The organism is Dellaglioa sp. CoH-57-MRSF-17, from assembly GCF_056782015.1.
This window is the reverse complement of sequence record NZ_JBXAXY010000006.1, coordinates 13180-37951: the sequence shown is the minus strand read 5'-3', so window position 1 is coordinate 37951 and position 24772 is coordinate 13180. Positions and strand designations below refer to the sequence as shown.

Sequence of the window (24772 nt, the reverse complement as noted above, 5' to 3'; positions counted from 1 at the left end):
CAATTAATTTGAAAAGGAACGTGCGTTCGTGTAAAATTGCATGAAAAGGATGTGGGACTAATGGCTGAATTAAATGGTATTACAATAGACGATAATTTATTAAAAAGAAAAATTATCCATGTCGATATGGATGCTTTTTATGCGTCAATTGAAGAGCGTGAACATCCTGAATTTATTGGACAACCATTAGTTATTGCCCAGGATCCTAGAAAAAATGGTGGTCGTGGTGTTGTTGCTACAGCAAATTATGAGGCAAGAAAATTAGGTATCCATTCTGCTATGGCAGCCCAAGAAGCTTATGAAATTTGTCCTAAAGCTATTTTTAAATCGCCTGATTTCACACTATATAAAGAAGTTTCAAGACAGCTTCATGAAATATTTCATGAATATACAGAAATGATTGAGCCAATTGCATTTGATGAAGCCTATCTTGATATTACACAGAATAAAAAAGAAATTAAAAGTGCTATTCAAGCAGCGCACATGATTCAAAGAGAAATCTATCAAAAATTACATTTAACCTGTTCAACGGGTGTTTCTTATAATAAATTTTTAGCAAAACTAGCGTCCGATTACAATAAACCAGCTGGAATGACATTAATTCTGCCAGAAGATGTCATTCCTTTTTTATCTGAATTGCCAATTGGTAAATTTAGAGGCGTTGGAAAAAAAACAGAACCAAAAATGATTAATCAAGGTATCCTTACTGGAAAAGAATTATTAGAAAAATCTGAAGTTGAATTAATTCAACAATTTGGTAAATTAGGGTACTTCTTATATAAACGAGTACGAGGTGTTGATGATCGTCCAGTCGAGTGGCAAAGAGAGAGAAAATCGATTGGTAGCGAGCGAACATACGGGAAGTTATTGATGACAACGGATGAAGTTGAAACACAACTTAGGTATATTGCACATTTAGTTTCAGAAACGTTGAGTAAACAACAAAAACATGGGAAAACGTTAGTCATTAAAGTTCGCTATCAGGATTTTACGACGCTAACAAAAAGATTAACATTGGAAGAATTTATTCGTAATGATGCAGCAACTATTTATTTTTATGGACGACAGATTTTTGACGATATATTGGGTGCAGAAAAGGGAATTAGGTTACTTGGATTAACGATGACAAATTTAGCACCAATTGGTTTTGAAAATATGAAACTACCATTATTTGGGAAAAAAGACACAAAACAGCCTTTGTAATTGGCCTCAATAACCGTTATACTTAAGAGCAACTTTGGAAACGAAAGAAGACTAAACATGAAAATTACATGGCTTGGACAATCTAGTATTCAAATTGTTACTGACGATAAGTTGACGATCTTAATTGATCCATTCATTAAAGATAATCCGTTAGTTAAAACGACTATTGACGAATTAAATCCAGATTATATTTTAGTGACGCATGCACACTACGATCATGTGGGTGATACAATTGAGTTAGCAAAAAAATCAGGGGCTAAAGTCGTTACAATCAATGAACTAGCTAATTATTTTGAAGATGAGGGTTTAATTGTTGAGCCTTTAAATTTTGGTGGTCAGCTTAAATTACCTTTCGGTTCAGTAAAACTTATTCCCGCGTGGCATACTGCTGCCTTGGTAATTGATGGTACAGCGAGAACATTAGGTGTAGCTGCAGGGTTTGAATTGCATATTGATGGGAAAGTCTTGTATCATGCAGGAGATACGGCTTTATTTTCAGATATGAAGTTAGTTAATCATATGGAACCTGTTGATTTAGCATTTTTACCGATTGGTGATACTTATACAATGGGTTTAGAAGATGCTGCAATTGCAGCTGAATTTGTACAGGCAAAAAAGGTTGTTCCAATTCATTACAATACGTTTACCAAAATTGAACAAAATCCAGTTGAATTTGTTCAATTATTGAATGATGGTGTGGGGATTATTCCCGAGATTGATATTCCATTTGAGTTCTAAGAAGGAGTCATTTAAGTGAAAATTGAGTTAGAAATTTTAAAAAAAATTAAACAATTTGATACGATTATTATTCATCGTCATCAAAGTCCAGACCCTGATGCAATTGGATCTCAATCGGGGTTAGCAGCAATTATTCGTGCTAGTTTTCCTGACAAAAAGGTTTATCAAGTTGGTGCGCCCTCAGCTGGATTAGTATGGATTAGTGACCAAGATGAAATTTCTGATGAGACGTATAATAATGCACTCGTCATCGTGATTGATACGGCTAATCGTCCAAGAGTTGAAGATGATCGATATACAAGTGGTGCCTACCTAATTAAATTGGATCATCATCCCAATGAAGACGTTTATGGTGATTTAGTTTGGGTGAAAACAAATGCATCAAGTAGTTCTGAATTAGTTATGGATTTAGTTGATGGCGTTGGTGGAGAACTTGTAGTTACTGATGATGCGGCTAGGATGTTATACGCCGGAATTGTTGGCGATACAGGTCGATTCATGTATTCAGCAACAACTGCACATACGATGCAAGTGGTTGCTGAATTAATGACTTATCATTTTTCAACTACTAAAATAAACCAAAAAATGGACAATATTACCGCAGGTGTCGCTAAGTTATCAGGATATGTATATGATAATTTAGTTATTACAGAACATAAAGCAGCATATGTCATATTGACACATGACTATCTAGATTCAATAGAGTTGGGCGATGCTGGTTCATCTCAAATTGTACCTTTACCAGGTAAAATTATTGAAGTTCAATGTTGGGCAATTTTTGTGCAGCAAAAGGATGGTAGCTATCGCGTTCGATTACGATCAAAAGGTCCTGTAATCAATCAGTTAGCAAAAGAGCATGATGGTGGTGGACATCCCATGGCCAGTGGTGCAAGAGCTAAAGACCAAGCAGAGTACGAAGAAATAGTTAAATCACTTGATGATTTAGCTAAGACATATACGGGAGAATAAAATGCCAGAAAATTTTAAAAATTTTGGATTGAAATCGTATCTTTTAAAAGCGATTGAAGCAATTCATTTTAATGTACCAACAGAAGTTCAACAACGCTTAATACCAGTTGTTTTAAAGGGTAAAAGCGTTGTAGGTCAATCACAAACGGGTAGTGGTAAAACACATACTTTCCTATTACCAATCTTTAATCAACTTGATCCTTCAAATAATACGGTTCAAGCAGTTATTACGACACCAAGTCGTGAACTTGCTTACCAAATTTATGAAGCTGCTAAGCAATTGGCAGAATTTAGTCCCGAACCTATTCATATTCAAAATTATGTTGGTGGGACAGATAAACAGCGTCAAATCGATAAATTAAGTAGAAGACAACCACAAATTGTCATTGGGACACCTGGACGTATTGCTGATTTAATGAGCAGTAACGCTTTAGATATTCATAATGCATCAACTTTAGTTGTAGATGAAGCAGATATGACACTTGATTTAGGGTTTTTGAAAGAAACTGATCAAATTGCATCTGCATTACCTTCTGATCTTCAAATGATGGTGTTTTCAGCAACTATTCCACAAAAATTACAACCATTTTTAAAGAAATACATGAAGAACCCAGTAGTTGAAGAAATTGCAGCTAAATCAGTTATTAGTGATACGATTGAAAACTGGATTATTCCAACGAAGGGTCATGATCGTAATGAAGTTATTTATCAATTAATTACGATGGGACAACCATATATCGCACTTATTTTTGCAAATACAAAAACACGTGTTGATGAAATTGTTGAGTATTTACGTGGTAAGAATTTAAAAGTTGCTAAAATTCATGGTGATGTGCCAGCTCGTGAACGAAAACGTGTCATGAAAGAAGTTCAAAATTTAGATTTTCAATATGTTGTCGCAACTGATTTGGCAGCGCGTGGAATTGATATTGAGGGTGTTTCACATGTCATCAATGATGATATTCCAAATGATTTAGAATTCTTCATTCATCGTGTTGGACGTACTGGTCGTAACGGTTTGAGTGGTATTGCGATGACGTTATATGAACCAAATGAAGAAAATAAAATTGCTGAGTTAGAAGCAATGGGGATTAAATTTGCACCTAAAGATATTAAAAAAGGTGAAATCGTTGATTCTTATGATCGTAATCGCCGTGAAAATCGTAAACAAACCAAAGATCCTTTAGCTCCAGTAATCAAAGGAATGGTTAAAAAAGAGAAGAAAAAACGTAAACCTGGATATAAGAAAAAGATTCAAAAAGCAATTAAACGTAAAGATCAAATGGATCGTCGCGTTAACAGAAAACAAAATCGTAAAGAGTCGTAAGCTTAATTTGACAATTTGAGTCGATTTCAATATAATTTTTATTAGAAACAGGGATAAATTTAAATAGCCTAACAGAAACATTTCATTTGCTGAGAGAAATGATTATTTAAAAAAGCTGCCTTGTGTTAAGTATTAATAGAATGACGTCCACTCAACGTTATCGAGTTTAAGAGGTAAACGACTAAAACATCGTTGCAAGTAAGGTGGTACCGCGCTATAAGCGTCCTTACTCGCAGCGGTGTTTTTTGCTTAAAAATAGAAGGGAAGTCACACTTATGAAAAAAATGACAAGTACTGAAATACGCCAAATGTATTTAGATTTCTTTAAAGAAAAAGGCCATACAATTGAACCTAGTGCCTCATTACTACCTGTGGATGATCCCACATTACTGTGGATTAATTCCGGTGTTGCAACTTTAAAAAAATATTTTGATGGATCAGTTGTACCAGAAAATCCTAGAATTACGAATGCCCAAAAAAGTATTCGTACGAATGATATCGAGAATGTTGGTAAGACAGCACGTCATCATACGTTATTCGAAATGTTGGGTAATTTCTCAATTGGGGATTATTTTAAACCAGAAGCAATTAATTGGGCTTGGGAATTATTAACAAGTGAAAAATGGTTCGCATTTGATGCTGAAAAACTATACGTTACTGTTTACCCAAAAGATTTGGAAGCAAAACGTATCTGGTTAGAAGAAGTTAAGTTACCAAAGGATCATCTAGTAGAAGTAGAAGATAACTTTTGGGATATTGGACAAGGACCTAGTGGACCTGATACAGAAATTTTTTATGATCGTGGACAAAGTTTTAATAACTTAGCTGAGGATGATGACGAAAATTATCCTGGTGGCGAAAATGAACGTTATCTAGAAGTTTGGAATATCGTGTTCTCTGAATTTAATCACACACCTGAAAATAACTATGAACCACTACCTCATCAAAATATTGATACGGGGATGGGTTTAGAACGTGTTGTTTCGATTTTCCAAAATGCAAAAACTAATTTTGAAACAGATTTATTCTTACCCTTAATTGATGCAACTGAAAAAATGAGTAATAATAAAAAATATGATGATAATGCCCAAGATGATATTTCATTTAAGGTTATTGCAGATCATGCGCGTGCAATTTCATTTGCCATTGGTGATGGCGCTTTACCTTCTAATGAAGGACGTGGCTATGTTATTCGTCGATTAATTCGTCGTGCAGTGATGCATGGACAAAAATTAGGGATAGAAGGATCATTTTTAACGCAACTTGTACCTGTTGTTGGTAATATTATGAAGGATTATTATCCGGAAGTTTTAGAACAATCAGAGTATATTTCTAAAATTGTTCGTTCTGAAGAAGAACGATTTAATGAAACATTAAAAGATGGATTACAGTTATTAAATAATCTTATTTTAACGACTAAAAAAGAAAATAAAGTAGAGCTAACTGGTGCTGGTGTCTTTAAATTGTACGATACTTATGGTTTTCCATTTGAATTAACGAAAGAATATGCCGAAGATGAAGGATTATCTGTAGATCAAGTAGGGTTTAACGCTGAAATGCAACAGCAGAAGGATCGTGCTCGTGCTGCACGTAGTAATGCTAAATCAATGGGTGTTCAAAATGGGATGTTAACAGATATTAAAACAATTAGTGAATATGTTGGTTATACACAAGCTAATGTGGATGACGCCAAAGTGGTTGATTTAATTGTGGATAACGAGTTAGTAGATAACATAAAACCAGGTGATAACGCTCAAGTTATTTTTTCAAAAACACCATTTTACGCTGAAATGGGTGGACAAGTTGCTGATAAAGGAACTATCAAAGATACAGAAGGCAATGTTATTGCTGAAGTTGAAGAAGTTCAACATGCACCTAATGGACAAAATTTACACGCCATTAAAGTTCTTGCAGCAATGAAAAAAGACCAATTAGTGACACTAGAAATTAATCAAGATTTCCATAAAAAAGTTGAAAAAAATCATACGGCGACACATTTACTTGATCAAGCATTGCGAGATGTTCTGGGCGAACATACACATCAAGCTGGGTCATTAGTCGAACCCACTTATCTACGGTTTGATTTTACAAATATTGGTTCCGTTTCAGAGAAACAGTTAAAACAAGTTGAAAAGATTGTTAACGATAAGATTTGGGCTGAGTTAGCTGTTGAAACTGTTGAAACAGATATTGATTCTGCTAAAAATATGGGTGCCATTGCTTTATTCTCAGAAAAATATGGAAAAATTGTGCGGGTTGTGAAAATTGGCGATTATTCAATTGAATTCTGTGGTGGTACGCACGTTTCAAATACGAGTGAAATCGGCTTATTTAAAATTATTTCTGAATCAGGTGTTGGTGCCGGCGTTCGTCGTATTGAAGCAGTAACTTCTAAAGAAGCTTTTGATTTCTTAAACGGACGTAACGAACTCTTAGAAACAGTAGCACAACAAGTAAAAGTAAATAAAGTCGTAGAAGTTTCAAATAAAATTGAACAATTACAAAGTGCATTAAAAGTAAGTGAACAACAAATTCAAGCATTTGAAGATAAAATTGCTAGCCAACAAGCTGGGGATGTTTTCAAAAATAAACAAGAAATTAATGGTAAAACGTTAATTGCAGCAAAAGTTTCAGTTTCAGGGATGTCTCAATTACGTCAATTGGCTGACCAATGGAAAACCCAAGAATTATCAGATGTTTTGGCTATTGGAACAACAAGTGATGACGGTAAAGTTAATTTAATTACGGCAGTTAGTGCTGATGGCATTAAATCAGGATTAAAAGCGGGCGATTTAATTAAGACGATTGCGCCACTTGTTGGCGGTGGTGGCGGTGGCCGACCAGACTTAGCTCAAGCAGGTGGTAAAAATCCAGCAGGTTTAGCTGATGCAATCAAAGAAGCAGCAAATTGGTTAAATAATCAAACCAAATAATAATTAAAGGAGTATTTATCTAATAATAAATAGATAAATACTCTTTATTATATTACGGCTTGATTACATCAGCTTGTTTTGATTGTCGAATGGTCCTTTTTTTAGTAGAATAGAGCTAGGTTAATAAATTGATGGGGGTGCCACGTTATGAGTTCATTAGATAAAACAATGTTCTTTAATTTTGACGAAAATAATAAAAAAGATGTCCACGATACATTGGTAACTGTTTACCAATCATTAGAAGAAAAAGGGTACAACCCTATTAACCAGATTGTTGGCTATTTGTTATCGGGCGATCCTGCTTATATTCCTAGATTTAATGACGCACGTAATTTAATTAGAAAATATGAACGCGATGAAATTGTTGAAGAGTTAGTTAAAAATTACTTAAATACAGAAGAAAAGTAGGAAATTAAATGAGATTAATGGGCTTGGATATTGGTTCAAGAACGGTCGGCGTTTCAATGAGCGATTTATTAGGATGGACTGCCCAAGGCGTTGAAATTATTCGTATTAATGAAGACAGAAGTGACTTTGGTATTGAACGTGTCAAAGAATTGGTTACAGAGTATGAAGTAACTGGCTTTGTACTCGGCTTACCCAAAAATATGAACAACTCATTAGGCCCTCGTGCTGAAGCTGCGCAAAAGTACGGCGAGTTATTAGTTGAAACTTTTGGCTTGCCAATTGATTTTCAAGATGAACGGTTGACAACTGTTGAGGCAGAACGTATGCTTGTTGAACAGGCCGATACATCAAGAAAAAAAAGAAAAAAAGTTATTGATAAACTTGCTGCAAGCCTAATTTTACAGAATTATTTAGATGGTAAAGGCAAATTAACTAAAGAATAAAGTGAGGTCACAATATGAATAATGAAGAAGAAAACCAACAGATTACATTAGTAGATGATAACGGTAATGAAACACTTTTTGAAGTTCTGTTTACCTTTGAATCTGATGATTACAATAAATCATATATTATGCTTTATCCACTTGGCTCAGAAGCTGATGAAGAGGTTGAAATTCAAGCTTACTCATTTAGTCCTAATGAGAATGGTGAAGCAACTGAAAGTGATTTAGAACCAATCGAAGACGATGATGAATGGGATATGGTAGAAGAAGTATTGAATACCTTCCTTTCAGATGAAAGTATGCAATAGAAGATTATTTAAAAAGTTGAGCCAAATTGGTTTAACTTTTTTATTTTGTTTTAAATTATATATTATGGACTATGATACACATATCTCTTTTGATCAATTCGTGGTAAAATTATTTTTAAATGATTAAATGTAAGGAGGGTGTTCATTGGAAAATCAAAAGAATAGATATAAGACTAAAATCGGTAAAAAAGTGTATACAATTATTGGATCAGAATCAGACACACACATGGACGCCGTAGCAACATTGGTGAAAAATGAATTTCAATCAGTGAAGGACATGCTACCTGAAATAGATGATGAACAAGTAGCGATATTAGTAGCTATCAACGCAGTTTCAGATCAAATTAAATTACAAGAAAAATTAAATGAAATTAATGGTGAAACACAAGTAAAGGAGTAATATTATGACAGTTTCTTTAATTGTTATCTTTTTATTAATTGTGTCATTTTTTAACGGTTATAGAAAAGGATTAGTATTAACGCTTTTGAGAATTGTAGGATTTATCGCTATCTATTTATTTGCTAAAGTTTTAACAAATCCTGTTACTATTTGGTTGGGAGAACGTTTCCCTAAAATTATGGAAACTGATAAGACATCTATTACGAACCATCTTCAGACTAACTTTTATTCGATGATTGTATTTGCGGCTTTATTTGTGGTTGGCGGTATACTCATTAGAGGTATTATTAGAGTAATAAATTCTGTTACAAAATTACCAGTTATTCATCAGGTGAATTCACTAATTGGTGGGGTTCTATCGGTTATACTGATGTTTGTTTTTATTTTTATTGGGTTAATTATTTTGTCGGCTTGGCCTAATCAAAAAGTTAATGAAGCTGTTTTAGAATCGACGGTTGCTCAAAAAATACTAACAGATACGCCAACAATAGCTAAAAAGATGTTCATTACAAATACATCATCTACAGATTAAATGTTAGGAGAATTAAAGTATGAACGAAAAAGGATTAAAGACATTAGAATATCAAAAAGTTAAACAACAAATTCAAACATTTATATCTACTGAATCTGGACAAGAAGAAGTTAAGGCATTAGAGCCGATGACTAATCTCGAAAAAATCCAAAAGGATTTAGACGAAACACAAGATGCTGTGAAGATATTGCGACTCCGCGGTGGCATTCCTTTACCACAATTAGTCAACGTTAAGCCACATATGAAACGGTTAGATATGGGAGCTTCTTTGAATGGTAAAGAGCTATCTGCTGTTGGTCGTGTACTACGAACGACTAATGAGGTTAAATTATTTTTTAAAGATTTAGCAGATTCTGAAATTGAATTAACGAGATTATTTGAATGGATAGAAAAGCTTGAAAATCTACCTGAAATTAATCGTAGGTTGAATCAGTCAATTGAAAATGATGGTCACATTACTGATGAGGCTTCACCAGTATTGCATAATATTCGACAAAATATTTTACGCTCGGAAAGTGCCATTAGAGCTAAACTACAAGAATTTACGCGTGGTAAAAGTGCTAAATATTTAAGTGAAACATTAATTACAATTAGAAATGAACGTTACGTTATCCCTGTTAAGGCAGAATATCGTGGTCAATTTGGTGGCGCTGTTCATGACCAAAGTGCAACAGGACAGACCTTATTTATTGAACCGCAAGCAATTGTCGAGATGAATAATCATTTACGCGAACAGCAACTTGCTCAAGCAGATGAAGAACGTCGTATTTTGGCAGAGTTATCTGAATTAGTTGCACCTTTTACAGCAGAAATTTTAGAAAATGCTTATATTTTAGGACATTTCGATTTTGTTAATGCAAAGGCACAATATGCAAGCTCAATTAAAGCAACTGAACCAGCAATTAGTGTTGAAAATGACATTTTTTTAAGACAAGCACGTCATCCTTTATTGGATAGTAAAAAAGTAGTTGCTAACGATATTATGTTAGGAAAAGATTATCAAGCAATTGTTGTTACGGGACCTAATACCGGTGGTAAAACAATTACGTTAAAAACATTAGGCTTAATTCAGATGATGGGACAATCAGGTTTAAATATTCCAACAAATGAAGGTAGTCGTATTGGTATTTTTGAAGATATCTTTGCAGATATTGGGGATGAACAATCGATTGAACAGAGCTTAAGTACATTTTCTGCTCATATGACTAATATCGTTTCTATTTTAGCTAATATTAACGAACATTCATTAGTTTTATTTGATGAATTAGGAGCTGGAACGGATCCACAAGAAGGTGCAGCTTTGGCGATTGCAATTCTTGATGCTGTTGGAGAAAAAGGTAGTTATACAGTTGCTACAACACATTATCCCGAATTAAAAGCGTATGGGTTTAATCGTGCTGGAACAATTAATGCTAGTATGGAATTTGATAGTGAAACGTTACAACCAACTTATCGATTATTAATTGGAATACCTGGTCGTAGTAATGCGTTTGATATTTCTCGTAAAATTGGGTTAGCGTCAAATGTTGTTGATCAAGCGCAAAACTTGACCAATCAAGATAGCCAAGATTTGAATGAAATGATTTCTGACTTAATGAGTAAGCGAAAAAAGGCAGAAGATGAGACACTGGCATTAAAAGCACAACTAGAAGATTCAACGAAATTACATGATGACCTAGCTAAACAGTATGCCGAGTTTGTTGCGCAAAGAGAGTCAATGACGGATAAGGCTAAGGGAAAAGCTAATGAAATCGTGGCAGAAGCAGAAATAAATGCAGATAAAATAATAAAAGAAATTCGCCAAATGCAGATGCTTCAAGGACAAGCTGTTAAAGAACATGAATTAATTGATGCAAAATCACAATTATCACAAATGCATCAACCAACAAATGCTTTGAAGAAAAATAAGGTCCTACAACGAGCTAAAAATAAACAAGAATTCCATGTGAACGACGATGTCTTAGTTAAAACTTATGGTCAACAAGGTGTTTTAGTTAAAAAAATGAGTAAGACAGAGTGGGAAGTTCAACTTGGTATTCTAAAAATGAAAATTAATGAAAACGACCTTCAAAAAGTTCATATCGAGAATGATAAAAAGGATAGAACCATTTTTAAAAATGCGGCTTCAACAAGCGTTTCAACATCGCTTGATCTTCGTGGACAGCGCTATGATGATGCAATGAGCCAAGTTGATCAGTATATTGATTCTGTTTTACTTGCTGGATATGCTTCTGTTACTATTGTTCATGGTAAAGGGACTGGAGCCTTAAGAACTGGAATAACAGATTATTTGAAATCAAATCGTCATGTTAAGTCATTTGAATTTGCAGCACCCAATGCTGGTGGAAATGGCGCAACTATCGTAGAATTCAAGTAACGTTTACTTTTTGTAAGCAAAAATGTGGCGTGGTATTATTTTCTTTGATATGATGGTCACATAAATAATAAAAGGGGGAATTCAAATGGTACAAGCAATTACAGATAAAGAATTTGAAAAAGTAACAGATTCAGGTGTAACATTGACAGATTTTTGGGCAACATGGTGTGGTCCTTGTCGTATGCAATCGCCAGCTATTGAAGATTTAGAACAAGAAATGGGCGATAAAGTAAAATTTTCTAAAATGGATATTGATCAAAATCCAGCAACAGCACAATCTTTTGGTATCATGAGTATTCCAACTTTAATGATTAAAAAAGATGGCGAAGTTGTTGATACAATCGTCGGTTATCATTCAAAAGATCAGGTTAAAGAAGTTTTAGCACAATATATTTAGTAATTAAAAAGAGCTGACTTTTAAAGTCAGCTCTTTTTAATTATCTATTCGATAATTATTCAGTTTCAGTTGGTACTTTGAAGTGAAATTGGTCAGTTGGTTCTGTCATATTAGGATCTTTTAAATCAGTTTGAACAATAATTGAAACACCGGATTTATTATTTTGATTTTCAATTATTGTTTCTGATGTGAAACCACTTTGAATTTGGATAGTTTCAGCAATAAACCCAGCTTCTAGGTTAAAATCAGCAGACTTAATCTGATTCTGTCTGAAGGTAACAATATTACCAGATAGTAACCAAGTTTGCTTGTCTTTTTTTTCTTTAACCACTTCAAGAGTACCCCAATTTGCCTTTTCAAAAAAGGTAATAAGGTCTGCAATATTAGCGAGGTTAGCATTACGGGCCATTTTTTTACCAACCCAGTATAAAATTGTTGTATCCGTACCAATTACTTCTGGTATTAAACTATCGCGAATAAGTTCATATGCGAATGTATCATTGTTGTCAGCTGATAATAAATTTTCAATCAAATTTGGTTTCATATGGATCTCCCTCTGGATATATAATATACAAGTATTATACCGTTATTTAAGATTAGATGATATTGATTTTTCATAAATTAATGTTAAATGACTAGACTTGAATTTTGAGTAAAGACAAGTCATAATTAAGATTGATAAGTAATCGAAAAAGAGGTTAGAAAATGAATAATCAAGCAATTGGATTTATTGATTCAGGTGTTGGTGGATTAACAGTTGTAAAAGAAGCACTTAAACAATTACCAAACGAAAAAATATACTATTTAGGTGATACAGCTAGAATGCCATATGGACCTCGGCCCTCAGAACAAGTTTTAGAATTCACTTGGGATATGACATCTTTTTTGTTAAGTAAAGGGATAAAAATGTTAGTGATTGCTTGTAATACAGCAACGGCTGCTGCCTTGGATGATTTACGAGAAAAATTAGCAATCCCAGTGATTGGTGTTATAAAACCAGGAAGTAGAGCGGCAATTAAGTCATCTAAAAACCAAAGAGTAGGCGTTATTGGGACGGAAGGTACGATTAAAAGTAGCGCATATAGTAATACGTTACATGAAAAAAATCCTAATTTATTTGTGACGAGCTTACCTTGTCCAAAGTTCGTCCCAATTGTCGAGAGTGATCAATACGAATCAGAAATCGCTGAACGAGTTGTTAATGAAACGTTAGCTTTTTTTGATGATAAAAACATTGATACACTAGTCATGGGCTGTACTCACTATCCATTACTCAGACCTTTTATTCAAAATGCGGTTGGTGATAAAGTAACGTTGATTGATTCAGGAGCTGAAACAGTTAACGATGTTTCAACTATCTTAGATTATTTTAATATTGCGGCTAAAAGTGAAGCAAAAATTGAACATGAATTTTTTACGACGGGTGATGCGAATGATTTTAACGAAATTGCATCAGGTTGGTTAGGATTAGAAAATATAAATTCTAAAACAATTCATTTAGGACAGGGAGACTAACATGCGTAAAAATGAGAATCGAGATAATTTAGAAGTTAGACCAGTCTCAATTACAAAATTAAGTCTTAAGGAAGTCGATAGTGCGATTGAATACCAGTTGGGCTTGACTAAGGTAACAATTTTAGTTAACGAAACAGATAACATTGGTGAATTGAAAGTAGACGTTAATCAGTGGTTGAGTGCTCAAAGCAATGTCAAAATTGAATTGATTTTATCATCGCTTAAGACGGCCTTGGCAGAAACATTAAAAGATACTGGATTTAATTTACAAGTACAAATCATGCAAGCTGATGGGGATATTATTGCAACAGTTATTAATGCGAGTTATGTAGCAATTCAAAATTTATTGTTAAAGAGTAACGGTCAAAAATTAAAACCATTTTCAGCGATTAATGTTGGTTTCATTCATGATGAGTTATTTGCTGATTTAACAAGTGAAGAAGAGGAAACAGCCGATAGTCATTTATTAATTGTTCAAAATGAATCAGGGGCTTTTTTACAATTGAATTTTGAAAAATCTAATGCTGATTTACTTGGTGACAAATTAACGCAACTTTTAGGTGGAGCAATGTCAGGATTATCAGAATTAATGGGTAATTCGCAGAAGAAAACCATTTTAATTCAAAATGAACATATTGAGAATCAAAAAGATGTGATTTTAATTGCAACTAAAAATGAAGGAAAAGCGACTGAATTTAAACGTTTTTTTAATCCACTAGGATTTAAAGTTACTACGTTGTTGGACTATCCTGAATTACCAGATGTTGAAGAAACTGGGAAAACATTTGAAGAGAATGCAAGATTAAAGGCAGAAACAATTTCACAATTAACACAATTACCTGTTTTAGCAGATGATTCTGGTTTAATGGTGGACGCCTTAGATGGTCGACCAGGTATATTTTCTGCTCGTTTTGCTGAGGACCATAATGACGCTGCGAATAATGCGAAATTATTACATGAAATGACTGACGTGCCGAAAGACAAAAGGACTGCAAATTTCCATACAACGTTAGTTTTTGCAAAACCTGGTAACGAGTCACTAGTTGTAGACGGTGAAGTGGCTGGAGAAATTTTGGGTATACCACGTGGAGATAACGGATTTGGTTATGACTCACTTTTTTATGTACCTGAATTATATAAGTCTATGGCTGAACTGACTGAAGTAGAAAAAAATAAAATTAGTCATCGCGGTCGTGCAACCGTCAAGTTAATGTCAAATTTTAATGATTGGTGGGAAAAATAAGATGAAGTGCTTAGTTGTGAGTGATAGTCATGGAGATCGTGATATATTAGAATCTATTTTAGTACATAATAAAAATCAAGTTGATGTATTTTTTCATTGTGGCGATTCAGAATTAGAAGCAAATGATCCGCTTTTTAATAAATTTGATGGTGTCCTAGGAAACATGGATTTTGATATGAATTTTCCAGAAGAATTAGTTGAAATTGTGAGCGGGGAAACTATCTATCTCTCTCACGGGCATCTGACTAACGTTAAAACAGGACTGTTCACACTTGAATTAAAAGCTAAGGCTAATCATGCTAAATTCGTATTTTTTGGACATACTCATGAATTAGGATGTGAGATGACTGACGATGGCGTATTAATTTTAAATCCTGGGAGCATTAGTCTTCCTAGAGGGATGTATCAAGGGATTGGTGGAACATATGCGATAGTAGAAGCAAACGAAAAAAATGTTCACGTCTCATATTTCACTAGACAGCATAAATTAATACCAGAATTAACTTGCGAGTTTAAACGTAAATAGCGAAAAAAAACCTCTAAACGAATTTTATCGTTTAGAGGTTTTTAAAATTTAAGCTAGCATAAAAAGTGATTTGTATAGGAAAACGGCACAAATGCCGGCTGCAATTGGTGCAACGACTGGGACCCAACTATAATCCCATTGTGAGTTACCTTTATTTTTAAGAGGTAATAGTTGATGTAGTAAACGTGGAGCAAGATCACGAGCTGGGTTTAGGGCTGGGCCAGTTGCGCCACCCAATGATGCAACTAATACAAGGACTAAGAAACCTAATCCGAGATGAGCTGTTCCGAGGTTATCGGAGAAAAATGGTGCTTTTGTAATACCAATGGCGCCAAATATCAAAATGAAAGTACCAACAAATTCATTAATAAAACCATTTAATTTACTTTGAGCGGCATCAATAGTTGAGAAAGTACCTAAAATACGTTCAGGATCAGTTGTTTGATCATAGTAAGGTTTGTAGGCTGCAACAACAATAGCTTGTCCAACGAATGCACCTAAAAATTGTACTGTCATGTAGGGAAGTACTTCACCCCATGGGAACAAACCAGAAAAAGCTAATCCTAAAGTGAAAGCTGGATTAATATGATTTGCTGAAATACTACCAAAGATTAAGGCGGGAATCATAACACCGAATCCATAACCGAAGGCGATTAAAGCCCAATCACTACCATGTCCTTTTGTATGCCCAAGTTCGACATTGGCCACCGAACCATTACCTAAAATAACCATAATTGCTGTACCAATAAATTCTGCAGCTAATCTTGTTGTTAATGTATAATCCATTGTATCCTCCTATTTTTGTTCGCAATATTTATTATGTTACCAATATTGCGAACAAATGTAAATATTTATTAATAATTGGCTCGATTTTTAAAAAAAATTAGTGTCTGCGTTCAATTTATTATAAAATAGGAGTTGTTCTAAAAGTTTGGAAGGAGGACCTATTGAATGATAGCTAAGTCTATTGAAAAAATGTTATCCGAAAACCAGGAACACTTTTTAATTCCAGCTGAAATTGTTGCTAATGTACAAGAAAATAACTTCCTGGATCACGCACTATTGGTTTTAACAAAAGTTCATTATGCTAAAATTCCCGTTTTAGATAATGATTATAAGTTTAAAGGATTGTTATCCTTGTCTATGATTACTGAGACAATGTTAGGATTAGATGAATTGGATGTCAGCCGATTACACGAAGTTCGTGTTAAAGATGTTATGGAAACTGATATTCCCACTATTCAAGATCCTTACGATATTGAGAATGTTTTGCACTTACTTGTGGACCATCCCTTTTTATCAGTTGTTTCTTCTGAGGGCAGTTTTACAGGTATCGTGACACGTCGTGAGCTTATGAAAAGTATGAATCATATTGCTCATGAATTTGAAAAAGAGTATATAGTTCAAGATATTGAAACTAAAGAAAGAAAATAAATAATATGAAATATTAGGAGAATGATGATGGCAAATTTAGATGCACACGAAATTATTAATTTTATTAGCACTTCAAAAAAGAAAACACCCGTTAAGGTATATATTAAAGGGGATTTAGTTGAAATCGATGTACCAGATACGATAGAAGACTACTTAAATGATAAAGCTGGCGTTTTATTTGGTGATTGGGCAGATATTGAACCTTTCCTAAATGAAAATTCAAAAATTGTAAGTTCTCATATTGAAAATGAAACTCGTAATTCAGCTGTTCCGTTATTAGATTTAAAAAAGATTAATGCACGTATTGAACCAGGTGCAGTTATTCGCGATCAAGTTTTAATTGGCGATAACGCTGTTATCATGATGGGCGCTATCATTAATATTGGTGCTGAAATTGGTAAGGGAACAATGATTGATATGGGTGCTGTTTTAGGTGGTCGTGCAATTGTTGGAGATAATTGTCATATTGGTGCTGGAACAGTACTTGCTGGGGTTGTCGAACCACCTTCAGCAACACCTGTTATTATTGAAGATGACGTTTTAATTGGTGGAAATGTTGTCGTGCTTGAAGGCGTTCGTGTTGGTAAAGGTGCCGTTGTTGGTGCTGGAGCTGTTGTTACTAAAGATGTTGCACCTTATACGGTAGTCGTAGGGATGCCCGCAAAAAAAGTTAAAGATATCGATGATAAAACAAAAGATAAAACAGAAATTTTAGCAGAGTTACGTAATATCTAGAAATAAATTGAAACGAGGGAACAGATAGAAATGAGTTTAACAACTGAAGAACTAATTAAAATCAGACGGGACTTACACCAAATTCCGGAAATTGGATTAGAAGAATTTGAAACTCAAGCCTATCTACTGAACTTAATTTCAAAATTTAATCAAAGTTTTATAGTAATTAAAACAGTTGAAACTGGTATTTTAGTTCGAGTAGTTGGTTCTATTGGCGGGTATACAATTGGATATCGGACTGATATTGACGGACTACCTGTTACTGAAAAGACAGGACTGCCATTTTCATCACGGAATGAAGGTAGAATGCATGCTTGTGGGCATGATATTCATATGACGGTTGCGCTCGGAATTCTAAATTACTTTTCTGAAAATCAACCAACAGTAAATATGACTTTTATCTTTCAACCAGCAGAAGAAAATGCCAGTGGTGGTAAGCGACTCTATGAGAGTGGATTATTAGATGAGTGGATGCCTGATGAAATTTATGCATTCCATGATAATCCACAATTACCTGCTGGAACAATTGGAACTCGATTAGGCACTTTGTTCGCAGGTACGTGTGAAATTCATGCACACCTAGCCGGAAAAAGTGGACATGCTGCATACCCACATCAGGCTAATGACATGGTAGTTGCTGGTGCACAGTTGGTCACGCAATTACAAACGATTATCAGTCGAAATGTCGATCCAATACAATCTGGAGTTGTTACGTTGGGTCAATTTACTGCTGGAACGACTGGTAATGTTATTGCTGGTGAAGCACAGATTAATGGAACAATTCGTGCGTTAACACAAGAAATGAATTTATTGATTCAAAAACGTGTTAAAACAATTTGTGAGGGTATCGCATTAATGTACGATTGCGAAGTAGAATTAAACCTCATTCAAGGTGGTTATCTACCTGTTGAAAATGATGATAGCAGGACTGAAAACTTTATTCGATTTATGAAAAACGATCCAGAAGTTTCATTTGTTGAAACACAACCTGCAATGACGGGAGAAGATTTTGGATTTTTATTGTCTAAAATACCTGGAACAATGTTTTGGTTGGGTGTAGATAGTCCTTACTCGCTACATTCTGAATTTTTGGCGCCTAAAGAAGCTGCAATTGATGCAGGTGTTCTTGCAATGGTCCATTTTTTGACAGATAGAGATCAACAAATAAGAAACTAAAAAATGACTCAATTATGATTTCATAATTGAGTCATTTTTTAGTTAAGTGAGATAGGTGAGTTTAAGACATGTATTTGAGCATCATTTAAAGCCGTTAGATAACCGGCAAGAAATGTCCGTTGAGTAGATGCCTGTTCACCATTTAAAGTGAACACAACGACTCTAAAGACCAAATTTCCTTTGCCAAGATCAACTAGACCTAAAATATTTGGTCCATCTTTAATTTCGGGATGAAGTGGGACTAACTTTTCATTAACGTTCTGTACAATATGGGTGATTTTATCCACATCGTCAGTGACATCAATTCGGATATCGATAACTGCTCGCATATTATTGCGAGATAAATTACTGACAATTGTGATATTTCTATTTGGGACAAAATGCAAAATACCATCATAGTCTTCAATTTGAGTCGTACGTAGGCCGACAGCCACGATAGGACCCTCAATTGAATCAATTCTAACGATATCTCCAACATCGAATTGTTGTTCTAAAAGAATAAAGAATCCAGTGACGACATCAGTTACGAATCCTTGTGCGCCAAGACCTAAAGCAACACTTAAGATTCCGGCACCTGCAATTAAGGTACCAACGGGAACACCGAGCACCGACAGAATAGCGTAAAGATAAAAAAATAACATAATATAGTGAAAAATATTTGATGTTAGTGAATTGATTGTTTCAACTCTATTTGTTGAATATCTATCGGATCCTCGATATTGATTAAATGTCCGACGAATGATTTTTTTTCCAATCCAATTTATAAGGATAAATAGAAAAGAAAAGAAAACAAGAGAAAAAACTAGTTCAACTAGGTTACTAATAATGGCATCCCAATCGATATGAGCTATGTAACGTGAAAGGAAAGTACTTTGTTTTGTAACGGTTTTTAGTAATGTCCCTAAAAGTAAATTGTCCTTTGTGAAATGCTCTAAAAAAAGATTGTTTAAAATGGCGATCACCCCTAAATTAATTTATTGATATCATCATAGCAAACATGTGGGCTAATGTGTAATTTAAATACAAAACTGTCGTATGTTATCAATTGCAGTTTTTAGGTTCGAATGCTATCCTATAAGTAGATTTTGAATTAATGTACGTAAGTAAATAGGAGGAATTATTATGACAGGTGGACAAATTGCAGGATTAATTGCCGCTGTTGCTTTCGCGGTCTTAGTCCTATTCATTATTTTCGTTCTTATGAGAATGATGAGAACACTCGGAGAAGTGAATAAAAGTATTTCATCTATTACCAGCGATGTTGATGGCTTATCAAATGAAGTTGAGAATATACTCGTAAAATCAAATATTTTATTAGACGATGTAAATGGTAAAGTAGCAACAATTGATCCTTTATTTCAGGCTGTTGCTGATTTGAGTGAAAGTGTGTCTGATTTGAATGATGCAAGTCGAGGATTAATGACACACGTTTCAGCGACGTCAAAGAGGGCTAAAGATTCTTCAGCTTTCATTAATGTTGGTAAAAAGGCATTTAGTTTTTATAAAAATAGAAAAGTTTAAAACAAGGAGGGGTTTGTTATGTCAAAAAAATTTTTATTAGGATTGGTAGTTACAGGTGGGGTTGCCGCGTATACAGCTTCTAAATTAATTTCTGAAAAAACGAAACAAGATATTAAAGAACATTTGGAAGAAAAAGCTTTAGATGTACGTGATCGCGTGTTAGAGTATAAGGCTTACGCTGAAGACGCTAGTATTGATTTAAAAGATAAAATGGTTGATTTTGATGAAATGAAAAATAATCTAAGTGATAAATTTTCTGAAAAAAGTGAATTATTAATGAGCCAGGATGCGTATGTTAATGCTAAAGATGCATTAATTAATGCAAAGAACGATTTGAAAAACAAATTAGCTATGGAATCAGACGATATATTTGAACAAATGACTGATTTAACAGATGAGTTTTCAGACTTAGCTGAAGAAGACATCTATGTTGATAGCAAGAGTGCTTTTGGCGAAGCTAAAGATGCTGATGCTGCAGAAGGCAAAGCTGAAACAATTTATCCAGATGGATGGACAGGCGAAAAATAAAAGTAAAATGAGTACCACAATTTTTAATGCGAACTATTTGAATTAATTAACTTTAAAATAATAGGTAACCACATGTTGTTCGAAAAGGAGTAGCATATGGTTACCTATTATTTTAGTTAAGACTCGTAGTTTATGGAATATTTAAAAATAAAAACCCCTAAAGTTTTCTAACTTTAGGGGTTTTTATTTTTATTAGTGTAGTTCAATTGTTTTTAATGTTTTTGGTGTAACTGTAAATGGTTCATTACCGTTTTCAGTTAGATAAATGCAGTCTTCAATACGAACGCCAGCAACGCCTGGAATGTAAATACCAGGTTCTATTGAGAAACACATACCTGGTTTAAGTTCCATTTTATTTCCTTCCATAATTGAAGGGAATTCATGTTCACTTTGTCCCATACCATGACCAAGGCGATGAATAAAGTAGTCACCATAACCAGCCTTGACGATGACATCACGAGCAATTTTATCTAAATCTTCCGCAATCATACCTGGTTTAGCAGCAGATTGCGCTTTTAATTGCGCTTCAAGACAAACTTTGTGAATTTCTAATGCTTTTTCATTTGGTTTACCGAATGCTACAGTACGACTAGCATCTGAAATATAACCATCTGAGATAACACCTAAATCAAATAATGTTAAAGCATTTGATTGGATAAGATCCTTTTTTGCAAATCCATGAGGTTCAGCGGCATTTTTTCCACTTTGAACAATAGTGTCAAAGCTCATATGCATGATTCCTTTTTTCATCATTGCATATTCAATTTCTGCAACAACATCTTGTTCAGTTCTGCCTTCTTGAAGAGCGTTAAAGCCAACTTCAAAAGCAACATCTGCCCATTTTCCAGCAATTTTTAATTTTTCAATTTCGTCTGGTGTTTTAATTACTTTAAGTGTTTCGATAAAGCTTGTTGCATCAGCTACAAATTCAGCACTTGGGAAGATACGACTAATAGCATCATATCTTTCAACTGTTAGGCTGCCTTTTTCAATAGCCCATTTCTTTGGTGAATTTTTACGTTTATTTATTTCACTTTGTATGATTGCGAAAGCATCTTCGTGATCAAGATAACCATAAACGGGATATTTCCAGCCGGTATCTTTGGCAGCTTCGACTTCAAGAGCGGGTGTGAATAAAAATGGGTCTTGATCAGGAAATACAAAGAGAGCTAAAACGCGCTCAATAGGATCACTTTCAAAACCGGTAAAATATTGAATACTCATTGGATCGTTGATATAAGCAATGTCAGTACCATTATTGGCAAGCCATTGTTGTAAAGATGCAATATGTGACATGAAATCTCTCCCTTTACAATAGTATACTGTATTATAGCATAAGTAAGACATAACAATTAAATATTGAAATTTTCATAACAATTAAAAATTGAAATTTTCATAATATAAAAATTATTTTCATGAAAATAAGGTAAAAACGCTTGCAATTGTCTTAAAAATTTGCTAAATTATTCTAGTGCTTGAAAACGGAATGAAAACTTGATATTTAAGTAATGAGAGGAAATAATACTAATGGATAAACAAACAATTACAATTTATGACGTAGCAAGAGAAGCAGCTGTTTCAATGGCAACTGTTTCACGTGTGGTTAACGGTAACCCTAACGTTAAACCTGCAACAAGAAAAAAAGTTTTGGAAGTTATTGATCGACTTGATTACAGACCTAATGCTGTTGCTAGAGGATTGGCAAGTAAGAAAACGACAACAGTTGGGGTTATTATTCCCGATGTAACTAATATTTACTTTTCATCATTAGCTCGTGGAATTGATGATGTTGCAACAATGTATAAATATAATATTATTTTAGCTAACTCTGATCAAAATGGTCAAAAAGAAGTGCAAGTATTAAATACATTATTAGCTAAACAAGTTGATGGTATTATTTTTATGGGAAATCAAATTACTGATGAATTACGTGCTGAACTTAAGAGAAGTCGTACACCAGTTGTCCTTTCAGGTTCAGTTGATCCTACTGGAGAATTAGGTAGTGTTAATATTGATTATATTGCAGCTGTAATGGAATCAGTAACGGATCTAATTAATAATGGCAATAAACGTATTGCATTTGTTTCAGGTTCAATGGATGAACCCATTAATGGCGAATACCGACTAAAAGGCTATAAATTAGCTCTTGAAAAAGCCGGAATAAAATTTGATCAAGACTTAATTTTTGAAACAGATTATTCATATCGAGCTGGCGAAACCTTATGGCCAGCAATTTCTTCAAGTCATGCAACTGCTGCTTTTGTTGGTGATGATGAATTAGCTGTTGGTGTTTTGAATGGTGCTCGAGATGCTGGTTTGAGTGTACCCGAAGATTTTGAAATTATTACAAGTAATGATTCAAAATTGACTGAGATTGTTAGACCCAAATTATCTTCAATAACACAACCTTTATACGATTTAGGGGCTGTATCTATGAGATTATTAACAAAATTAATGGATAAAGAAGAAGTTAGTGAAAAAACAATCCAATTACCATATGGCTTAATTAAGCGTTCTTCAACAAAATAATATAATAAAAAACTTGGTTTTCTAAATTATATTTGGAAAATCAAGTTTTTATTATACTTGGATGGGAAATTTTATGAAAAATAAAAATAATATTTACTTTGTTTTAGCCTTATTAATTATTGTAATTCTGTTTATTAGTTCTTCGGAAACGTACAAGCAGCAGACATCTATTCCTTTTTTAGAAAAGTATTTAGCTGGTAAACCATTTGAAAGTATGTTGTCACATATTTCATTTAGTTATGCTGGAGCAGATGAAAGTTTTAACCATGTTGGTTATTTTAAATTAGTTGAGTTTTTCATCCGTAAAACTGCTCATTTTATGACATATTTCTTTATGGCTAGCTTCATATTCTTGGGAGTGAAAAATAAAATTAAGTATTGGCGTTACAGTGGGCTTATTGCAGTTGCTTGTGCAGCGCTATATGCAGGACTTGATGAAATTCACCAAAGTTTTACAGGTGGCAGAACGCCCTTAATCCAAGATGTTTTACTTGATACAATTGGTGCAACAACAGGTGTAATTTTGACGATATTAATTTTAATGTACTATCGGCACAAAAAAGCTAAAGAAAACTAGTTCAGTCCTATTCTCGTGAAGAAGGTTGATATTAAGCTATTATTTTGATATCATAATAAACGGTTAAAAGTAAAAATTCAGAAACATTTCGGAAAGAGGTAGGGAATTATGTCAGGACATTCAAAATGGAATAACATCCAAGGTCGTAAAAATGCACAAGATGCTAAACGTGGTAAAATTTTCCAAAAATTATCGAGAGAAATTTACATGGCTGCAAAAAGTGGTGGTCCTGATCCCGATTCGAACCCCTCATTACGTTTGATGCTTGATAAAGCTAAAGCTGCAAATATGCCAAAAGATAATATTAAACGTGCTATTGATAAAGCGTCTGGTTCAGAAGGTGCAGATTATGAAGAAATTACATATGAAGGCTATGCACCTGGTGGCGTTGCCATCTTAGTTCATACCTTGACGGATAATCGTAATCGGACTGCTTCAGAAGTTCGTATTGCATTTACACGTAATGGTGGAAATTTAGGAGAAACAGGTTCAGTTAATTACATGTTTGATCGTAAAGGTTACATCGTTATTTCTCGTGAAGAATTAGATACTGATGAAGATGCTATGTTTGAAGATGTTATTGATGCTGGTGCTGAGGATTTGAAAACATCAGAAGAATTATTTGAAATCTATACAGATTCAAAAGATTTACCAGATGTACGTGCTTCATTAGAAGCAAAGGGATACAAATTAGATACATTTGAATTAGTAATGATTCCTCAAAATCTAGTACCAGTACCGGAAGATAAAATTGAACAATTCCATCATATGATTGATGCATTGGAAGAAAATGATGATGTTTCAGAAGTGTTCCATGCTGGTGATATTGCAGACGAAGATTAAGATACTCTCTATAATAAAGAGATAAGTCATCTTAAAAAGTTAGAAATTAATTAAATATAAAAATATGAAAAGCCAAAATTAAATGTTTTGGCTTTTTTTGCGTACTTAAA

At 34.0% G+C, this 24772-nt stretch carries 27 protein-coding genes; 23 read left to right on the top strand and 4 right to left on the bottom strand.

Translation table 11 applies throughout. The annotated features are described in order from the left end of the window. Positions 1-60: 60 nt before the first annotated feature. The 12 genes from dinB to trxA all read left to right on the top strand — a co-directional run bounded on the left by dinB (position 61) and on the right by trxA (position 12035). Positions 61-1203, top strand: a complete 1143-nt coding sequence (dinB, locus tag AC1RPJ_RS06590; RefSeq protein ID WP_481761839.1) for a DNA polymerase IV — start codon at positions 61-63, stop codon at positions 1201-1203. A 57-nt stretch (positions 1204-1260) separates the two neighbouring features. Continuing rightward, on the top strand, positions 1261-1941 hold the full coding sequence (locus tag AC1RPJ_RS06585; protein ID WP_481761838.1) for a metal-dependent hydrolase: 681 nt from the start codon (positions 1261-1263) through the stop codon (positions 1939-1941). A gap of 15 nt (positions 1942-1956) precedes the next feature. After that, positions 1957-2910: a DHH family phosphoesterase gene (locus AC1RPJ_RS06580; protein WP_481761837.1), complete on the top strand. Its 954-nt coding sequence runs from the start codon at positions 1957-1959 to the stop codon at positions 2908-2910. A 1-nt stretch (position 2911) separates the two neighbouring features. Then, entirely contained in the window at positions 2912-4237 is a 1326-nt protein-coding gene (locus AC1RPJ_RS06575) for a DEAD/DEAH box helicase (protein WP_409021433.1), read from the top strand. Positions 4238-4512: 275 nt separating this feature from the next. Next, positions 4513-7170, top strand: a complete 2658-nt coding sequence (gene alaS / locus AC1RPJ_RS06570) for an alanine--tRNA ligase (protein WP_481761836.1) — start codon at positions 4513-4515, stop codon at positions 7168-7170. A gap of 147 nt (positions 7171-7317) precedes the next feature. Beyond that, positions 7318-7578, top strand: a complete 261-nt coding sequence (locus AC1RPJ_RS06565; RefSeq protein ID WP_481761835.1) for an IreB family regulatory phosphoprotein — start codon at positions 7318-7320, stop codon at positions 7576-7578. 8 nt (positions 7579-7586) lie between these two features. Next, entirely contained in the window at positions 7587-8021 is a 435-nt protein-coding gene (gene ruvX, locus AC1RPJ_RS06560; protein WP_409021430.1) for a Holliday junction resolvase RuvX, read from the top strand. A gap of 14 nt (positions 8022-8035) precedes the next feature. After that, positions 8036-8329 carry a DUF1292 domain-containing protein gene (locus AC1RPJ_RS06555; RefSeq protein WP_409022780.1) on the top strand — a complete coding sequence of 98 codons (294 nt, stop codon included), beginning with the start codon at positions 8036-8038 and terminating at the stop codon, positions 8327-8329. A gap of 145 nt (positions 8330-8474) precedes the next feature. Then, the gene (zapA, locus tag AC1RPJ_RS06550) at positions 8475-8729 is read left to right on the top strand and encodes a cell division protein ZapA (protein WP_481761834.1); all 255 of its coding nucleotides are present in this window, start codon (positions 8475-8477) and stop codon (positions 8727-8729) included. A 4-nt stretch (positions 8730-8733) separates the two neighbouring features. After that, positions 8734-9261 (top strand): CvpA family protein, encoded by a 528-nt coding sequence (locus AC1RPJ_RS06545; RefSeq protein ID WP_481761833.1) that lies wholly within the window; start codon positions 8734-8736, stop codon positions 9259-9261. Between the two features lie 19 nt (positions 9262-9280). Beyond that, entirely contained in the window at positions 9281-11638 is a 2358-nt protein-coding gene (locus AC1RPJ_RS06540) for an endonuclease MutS2 (protein WP_481761832.1), read from the top strand. Between the two features lie 85 nt (positions 11639-11723). Next, on the top strand, positions 11724-12035 hold the full coding sequence (trxA, locus tag AC1RPJ_RS06535) for a thioredoxin (RefSeq protein ID WP_409022776.1): 312 nt from the start codon (positions 11724-11726) through the stop codon (positions 12033-12035). A gap of 55 nt (positions 12036-12090) precedes the next feature. On the opposite strand, the gene AC1RPJ_RS06530 is transcribed toward trxA, so the two are convergent. After that, a complete protein-coding gene (locus AC1RPJ_RS06530; RefSeq protein WP_481761831.1) occupies positions 12091-12579 on the bottom strand; it encodes a YslB family protein in 489 nt (162 codons plus the stop codon). A 161-nt stretch (positions 12580-12740) separates the two neighbouring features. Between AC1RPJ_RS06530 and racE the strand changes: the two genes are divergently transcribed. The 3 genes from racE to AC1RPJ_RS06515 are packed head-to-tail and all read left to right on the top strand — an operon-like array spanning position 12741 to position 15319. Beyond that, a complete protein-coding gene (racE, locus tag AC1RPJ_RS06525) occupies positions 12741-13550 on the top strand; it encodes a glutamate racemase (protein ID WP_481761830.1) in 810 nt (269 codons plus the stop codon). 1 nt (position 13551) lies between these two features. After that, entirely contained in the window at positions 13552-14793 is a 1242-nt protein-coding gene (locus AC1RPJ_RS06520; protein WP_481761829.1) for an XTP/dITP diphosphatase, read from the top strand. A gap of 1 nt (position 14794) precedes the next feature. Beyond that, positions 14795-15319 (top strand): YfcE family phosphodiesterase, encoded by a 525-nt coding sequence (locus tag AC1RPJ_RS06515; protein ID WP_481762414.1) that lies wholly within the window; start codon positions 14795-14797, stop codon positions 15317-15319. Between the two features lie 48 nt (positions 15320-15367). Here AC1RPJ_RS06515 and AC1RPJ_RS06510 read toward each other — a convergent pair whose 3' ends face one another. Beyond that, positions 15368-16105 carry an MIP/aquaporin family protein gene (locus AC1RPJ_RS06510; RefSeq protein ID WP_409022771.1) on the bottom strand — a complete coding sequence of 246 codons (738 nt, stop codon included), beginning with the start codon at positions 16103-16105 and terminating at the stop codon, positions 15368-15370. 165 nt (positions 16106-16270) lie between these two features. Between AC1RPJ_RS06510 and cbpB the strand changes: the two genes are divergently transcribed. From cbpB to AC1RPJ_RS06495, 3 genes are read left to right on the top strand one after another with little or no spacing between them, the layout of a single operon-like run. Then, entirely contained in the window at positions 16271-16753 is a 483-nt protein-coding gene (cbpB, locus tag AC1RPJ_RS06505; protein ID WP_481761827.1) for a cyclic-di-AMP-binding protein CbpB, read from the top strand. 27 nt (positions 16754-16780) lie between these two features. Further along, complete coding sequence (gene dapD, locus AC1RPJ_RS06500; RefSeq protein ID WP_481761826.1) at positions 16781-17488, top strand: 2,3,4,5-tetrahydropyridine-2,6-dicarboxylate N-acetyltransferase; 708 nt, start codon at positions 16781-16783, stop codon at positions 17486-17488. 30 nt (positions 17489-17518) lie between these two features. Beyond that, positions 17519-18664, top strand: coding sequence for an N-acetyldiaminopimelate deacetylase (locus tag AC1RPJ_RS06495; RefSeq protein WP_481761825.1), 1146 nt, complete (start codon positions 17519-17521; stop codon positions 18662-18664). A 38-nt stretch (positions 18665-18702) separates the two neighbouring features. On the opposite strand, the gene AC1RPJ_RS06490 is transcribed toward AC1RPJ_RS06495, so the two are convergent. Next, positions 18703-19623 carry a mechanosensitive ion channel family protein gene (locus AC1RPJ_RS06490; protein WP_481761862.1) on the bottom strand — a complete coding sequence of 307 codons (921 nt, stop codon included), beginning with the start codon at positions 19621-19623 and terminating at the stop codon, positions 18703-18705. Positions 19624-19786: 163 nt separating this feature from the next. Between AC1RPJ_RS06490 and AC1RPJ_RS06485 the strand changes: the two genes are divergently transcribed. Continuing rightward, positions 19787-20185, top strand: coding sequence for a DUF948 domain-containing protein (locus tag AC1RPJ_RS06485; RefSeq protein WP_481761824.1), 399 nt, complete (start codon positions 19787-19789; stop codon positions 20183-20185). 18 nt (positions 20186-20203) lie between these two features. Further along, entirely contained in the window at positions 20204-20713 is a 510-nt protein-coding gene (locus AC1RPJ_RS06480; RefSeq protein ID WP_409022765.1) for a hypothetical protein, read from the top strand. A gap of 192 nt (positions 20714-20905) precedes the next feature. Here AC1RPJ_RS06480 and AC1RPJ_RS06475 read toward each other — a convergent pair whose 3' ends face one another. Next, positions 20906-22009 carry a M24 family metallopeptidase gene (locus AC1RPJ_RS06475; protein ID WP_481761823.1) on the bottom strand — a complete coding sequence of 368 codons (1104 nt, stop codon included), beginning with the start codon at positions 22007-22009 and terminating at the stop codon, positions 20906-20908. Between the two features lie 231 nt (positions 22010-22240). On the opposite strand from AC1RPJ_RS06475, the gene ccpA reads away from it, so the two are divergent. From ccpA to AC1RPJ_RS06460, 3 genes are all read left to right on the top strand, one after another. Beyond that, on the top strand, positions 22241-23242 hold the full coding sequence (gene ccpA / locus AC1RPJ_RS06470; RefSeq protein ID WP_409022763.1) for a catabolite control protein A: 1002 nt from the start codon (positions 22241-22243) through the stop codon (positions 23240-23242). Positions 23243-23315: 73 nt separating this feature from the next. After that, entirely contained in the window at positions 23316-23819 is a 504-nt protein-coding gene (locus tag AC1RPJ_RS06465) for a VanZ family protein (protein WP_481761822.1), read from the top strand. Between the two features lie 108 nt (positions 23820-23927). After that, positions 23928-24662, top strand: coding sequence for a YebC/PmpR family DNA-binding transcriptional regulator (locus AC1RPJ_RS06460; protein ID WP_481761821.1), 735 nt, complete (start codon positions 23928-23930; stop codon positions 24660-24662). Positions 24663-24772 lie beyond the last annotated feature (110 nt).

Coding starts and splice junctions, on each gene's coding strand:
- dinB (WP_481761839.1), top strand. CDS start 61: ATGGCTGAATTAAATGGTATTACAATAGACGATAATTTATTAAAAAGA.
- AC1RPJ_RS06585 (WP_481761838.1), top strand. CDS start 1,261: ATGAAAATTACATGGCTTGGACAATCTAGTATTCAAATTGTTACTGAC.
- AC1RPJ_RS06575 (WP_409021433.1), top strand. CDS start 2,912: ATGCCAGAAAATTTTAAAAATTTTGGATTGAAATCGTATCTTTTAAAA.
- alaS (WP_481761836.1), top strand. CDS start 4,513: ATGAAAAAAATGACAAGTACTGAAATACGCCAAATGTATTTAGATTTC.
- AC1RPJ_RS06565 (WP_481761835.1), top strand. CDS start 7,318: ATGAGTTCATTAGATAAAACAATGTTCTTTAATTTTGACGAAAATAAT.
- ruvX (WP_409021430.1), top strand. CDS start 7,587: ATGAGATTAATGGGCTTGGATATTGGTTCAAGAACGGTCGGCGTTTCA.
- AC1RPJ_RS06555 (WP_409022780.1), top strand. CDS start 8,036: ATGAATAATGAAGAAGAAAACCAACAGATTACATTAGTAGATGATAAC.
- AC1RPJ_RS06545 (WP_481761833.1), top strand. CDS start 8,734: ATGACAGTTTCTTTAATTGTTATCTTTTTATTAATTGTGTCATTTTTT.
- AC1RPJ_RS06540 (WP_481761832.1), top strand. CDS start 9,281: ATGAACGAAAAAGGATTAAAGACATTAGAATATCAAAAAGTTAAACAA.
- trxA (WP_409022776.1), top strand. CDS start 11,724: ATGGTACAAGCAATTACAGATAAAGAATTTGAAAAAGTAACAGATTCA.
- AC1RPJ_RS06530 (WP_481761831.1), bottom strand. CDS start 12,579: ATGAAACCAAATTTGATTGAAAATTTATTATCAGCTGACAACAATGAT.
- racE (WP_481761830.1), top strand. CDS start 12,741: ATGAATAATCAAGCAATTGGATTTATTGATTCAGGTGTTGGTGGATTA.
- AC1RPJ_RS06520 (WP_481761829.1), top strand. CDS start 13,552: ATGCGTAAAAATGAGAATCGAGATAATTTAGAAGTTAGACCAGTCTCA.
- AC1RPJ_RS06515 (WP_481762414.1), top strand. CDS start 14,795: ATGAAGTGCTTAGTTGTGAGTGATAGTCATGGAGATCGTGATATATTA.
- AC1RPJ_RS06510 (WP_409022771.1), bottom strand. CDS start 16,105: ATGGATTATACATTAACAACAAGATTAGCTGCAGAATTTATTGGTACA.
- cbpB (WP_481761827.1), top strand. CDS start 16,271: ATGATAGCTAAGTCTATTGAAAAAATGTTATCCGAAAACCAGGAACAC.
- dapD (WP_481761826.1), top strand. CDS start 16,781: ATGGCAAATTTAGATGCACACGAAATTATTAATTTTATTAGCACTTCA.
- AC1RPJ_RS06495 (WP_481761825.1), top strand. CDS start 17,519: ATGAGTTTAACAACTGAAGAACTAATTAAAATCAGACGGGACTTACAC.
- AC1RPJ_RS06485 (WP_481761824.1), top strand. CDS start 19,787: ATGACAGGTGGACAAATTGCAGGATTAATTGCCGCTGTTGCTTTCGCG.
- AC1RPJ_RS06480 (WP_409022765.1), top strand. CDS start 20,204: ATGTCAAAAAAATTTTTATTAGGATTGGTAGTTACAGGTGGGGTTGCC.
- AC1RPJ_RS06475 (WP_481761823.1), bottom strand. CDS start 22,009: ATGTCACATATTGCATCTTTACAACAATGGCTTGCCAATAATGGTACT.
- ccpA (WP_409022763.1), top strand. CDS start 22,241: ATGGATAAACAAACAATTACAATTTATGACGTAGCAAGAGAAGCAGCT.
- AC1RPJ_RS06465 (WP_481761822.1), top strand. CDS start 23,316: ATGAAAAATAAAAATAATATTTACTTTGTTTTAGCCTTATTAATTATT.
- AC1RPJ_RS06460 (WP_481761821.1), top strand. CDS start 23,928: ATGTCAGGACATTCAAAATGGAATAACATCCAAGGTCGTAAAAATGCA.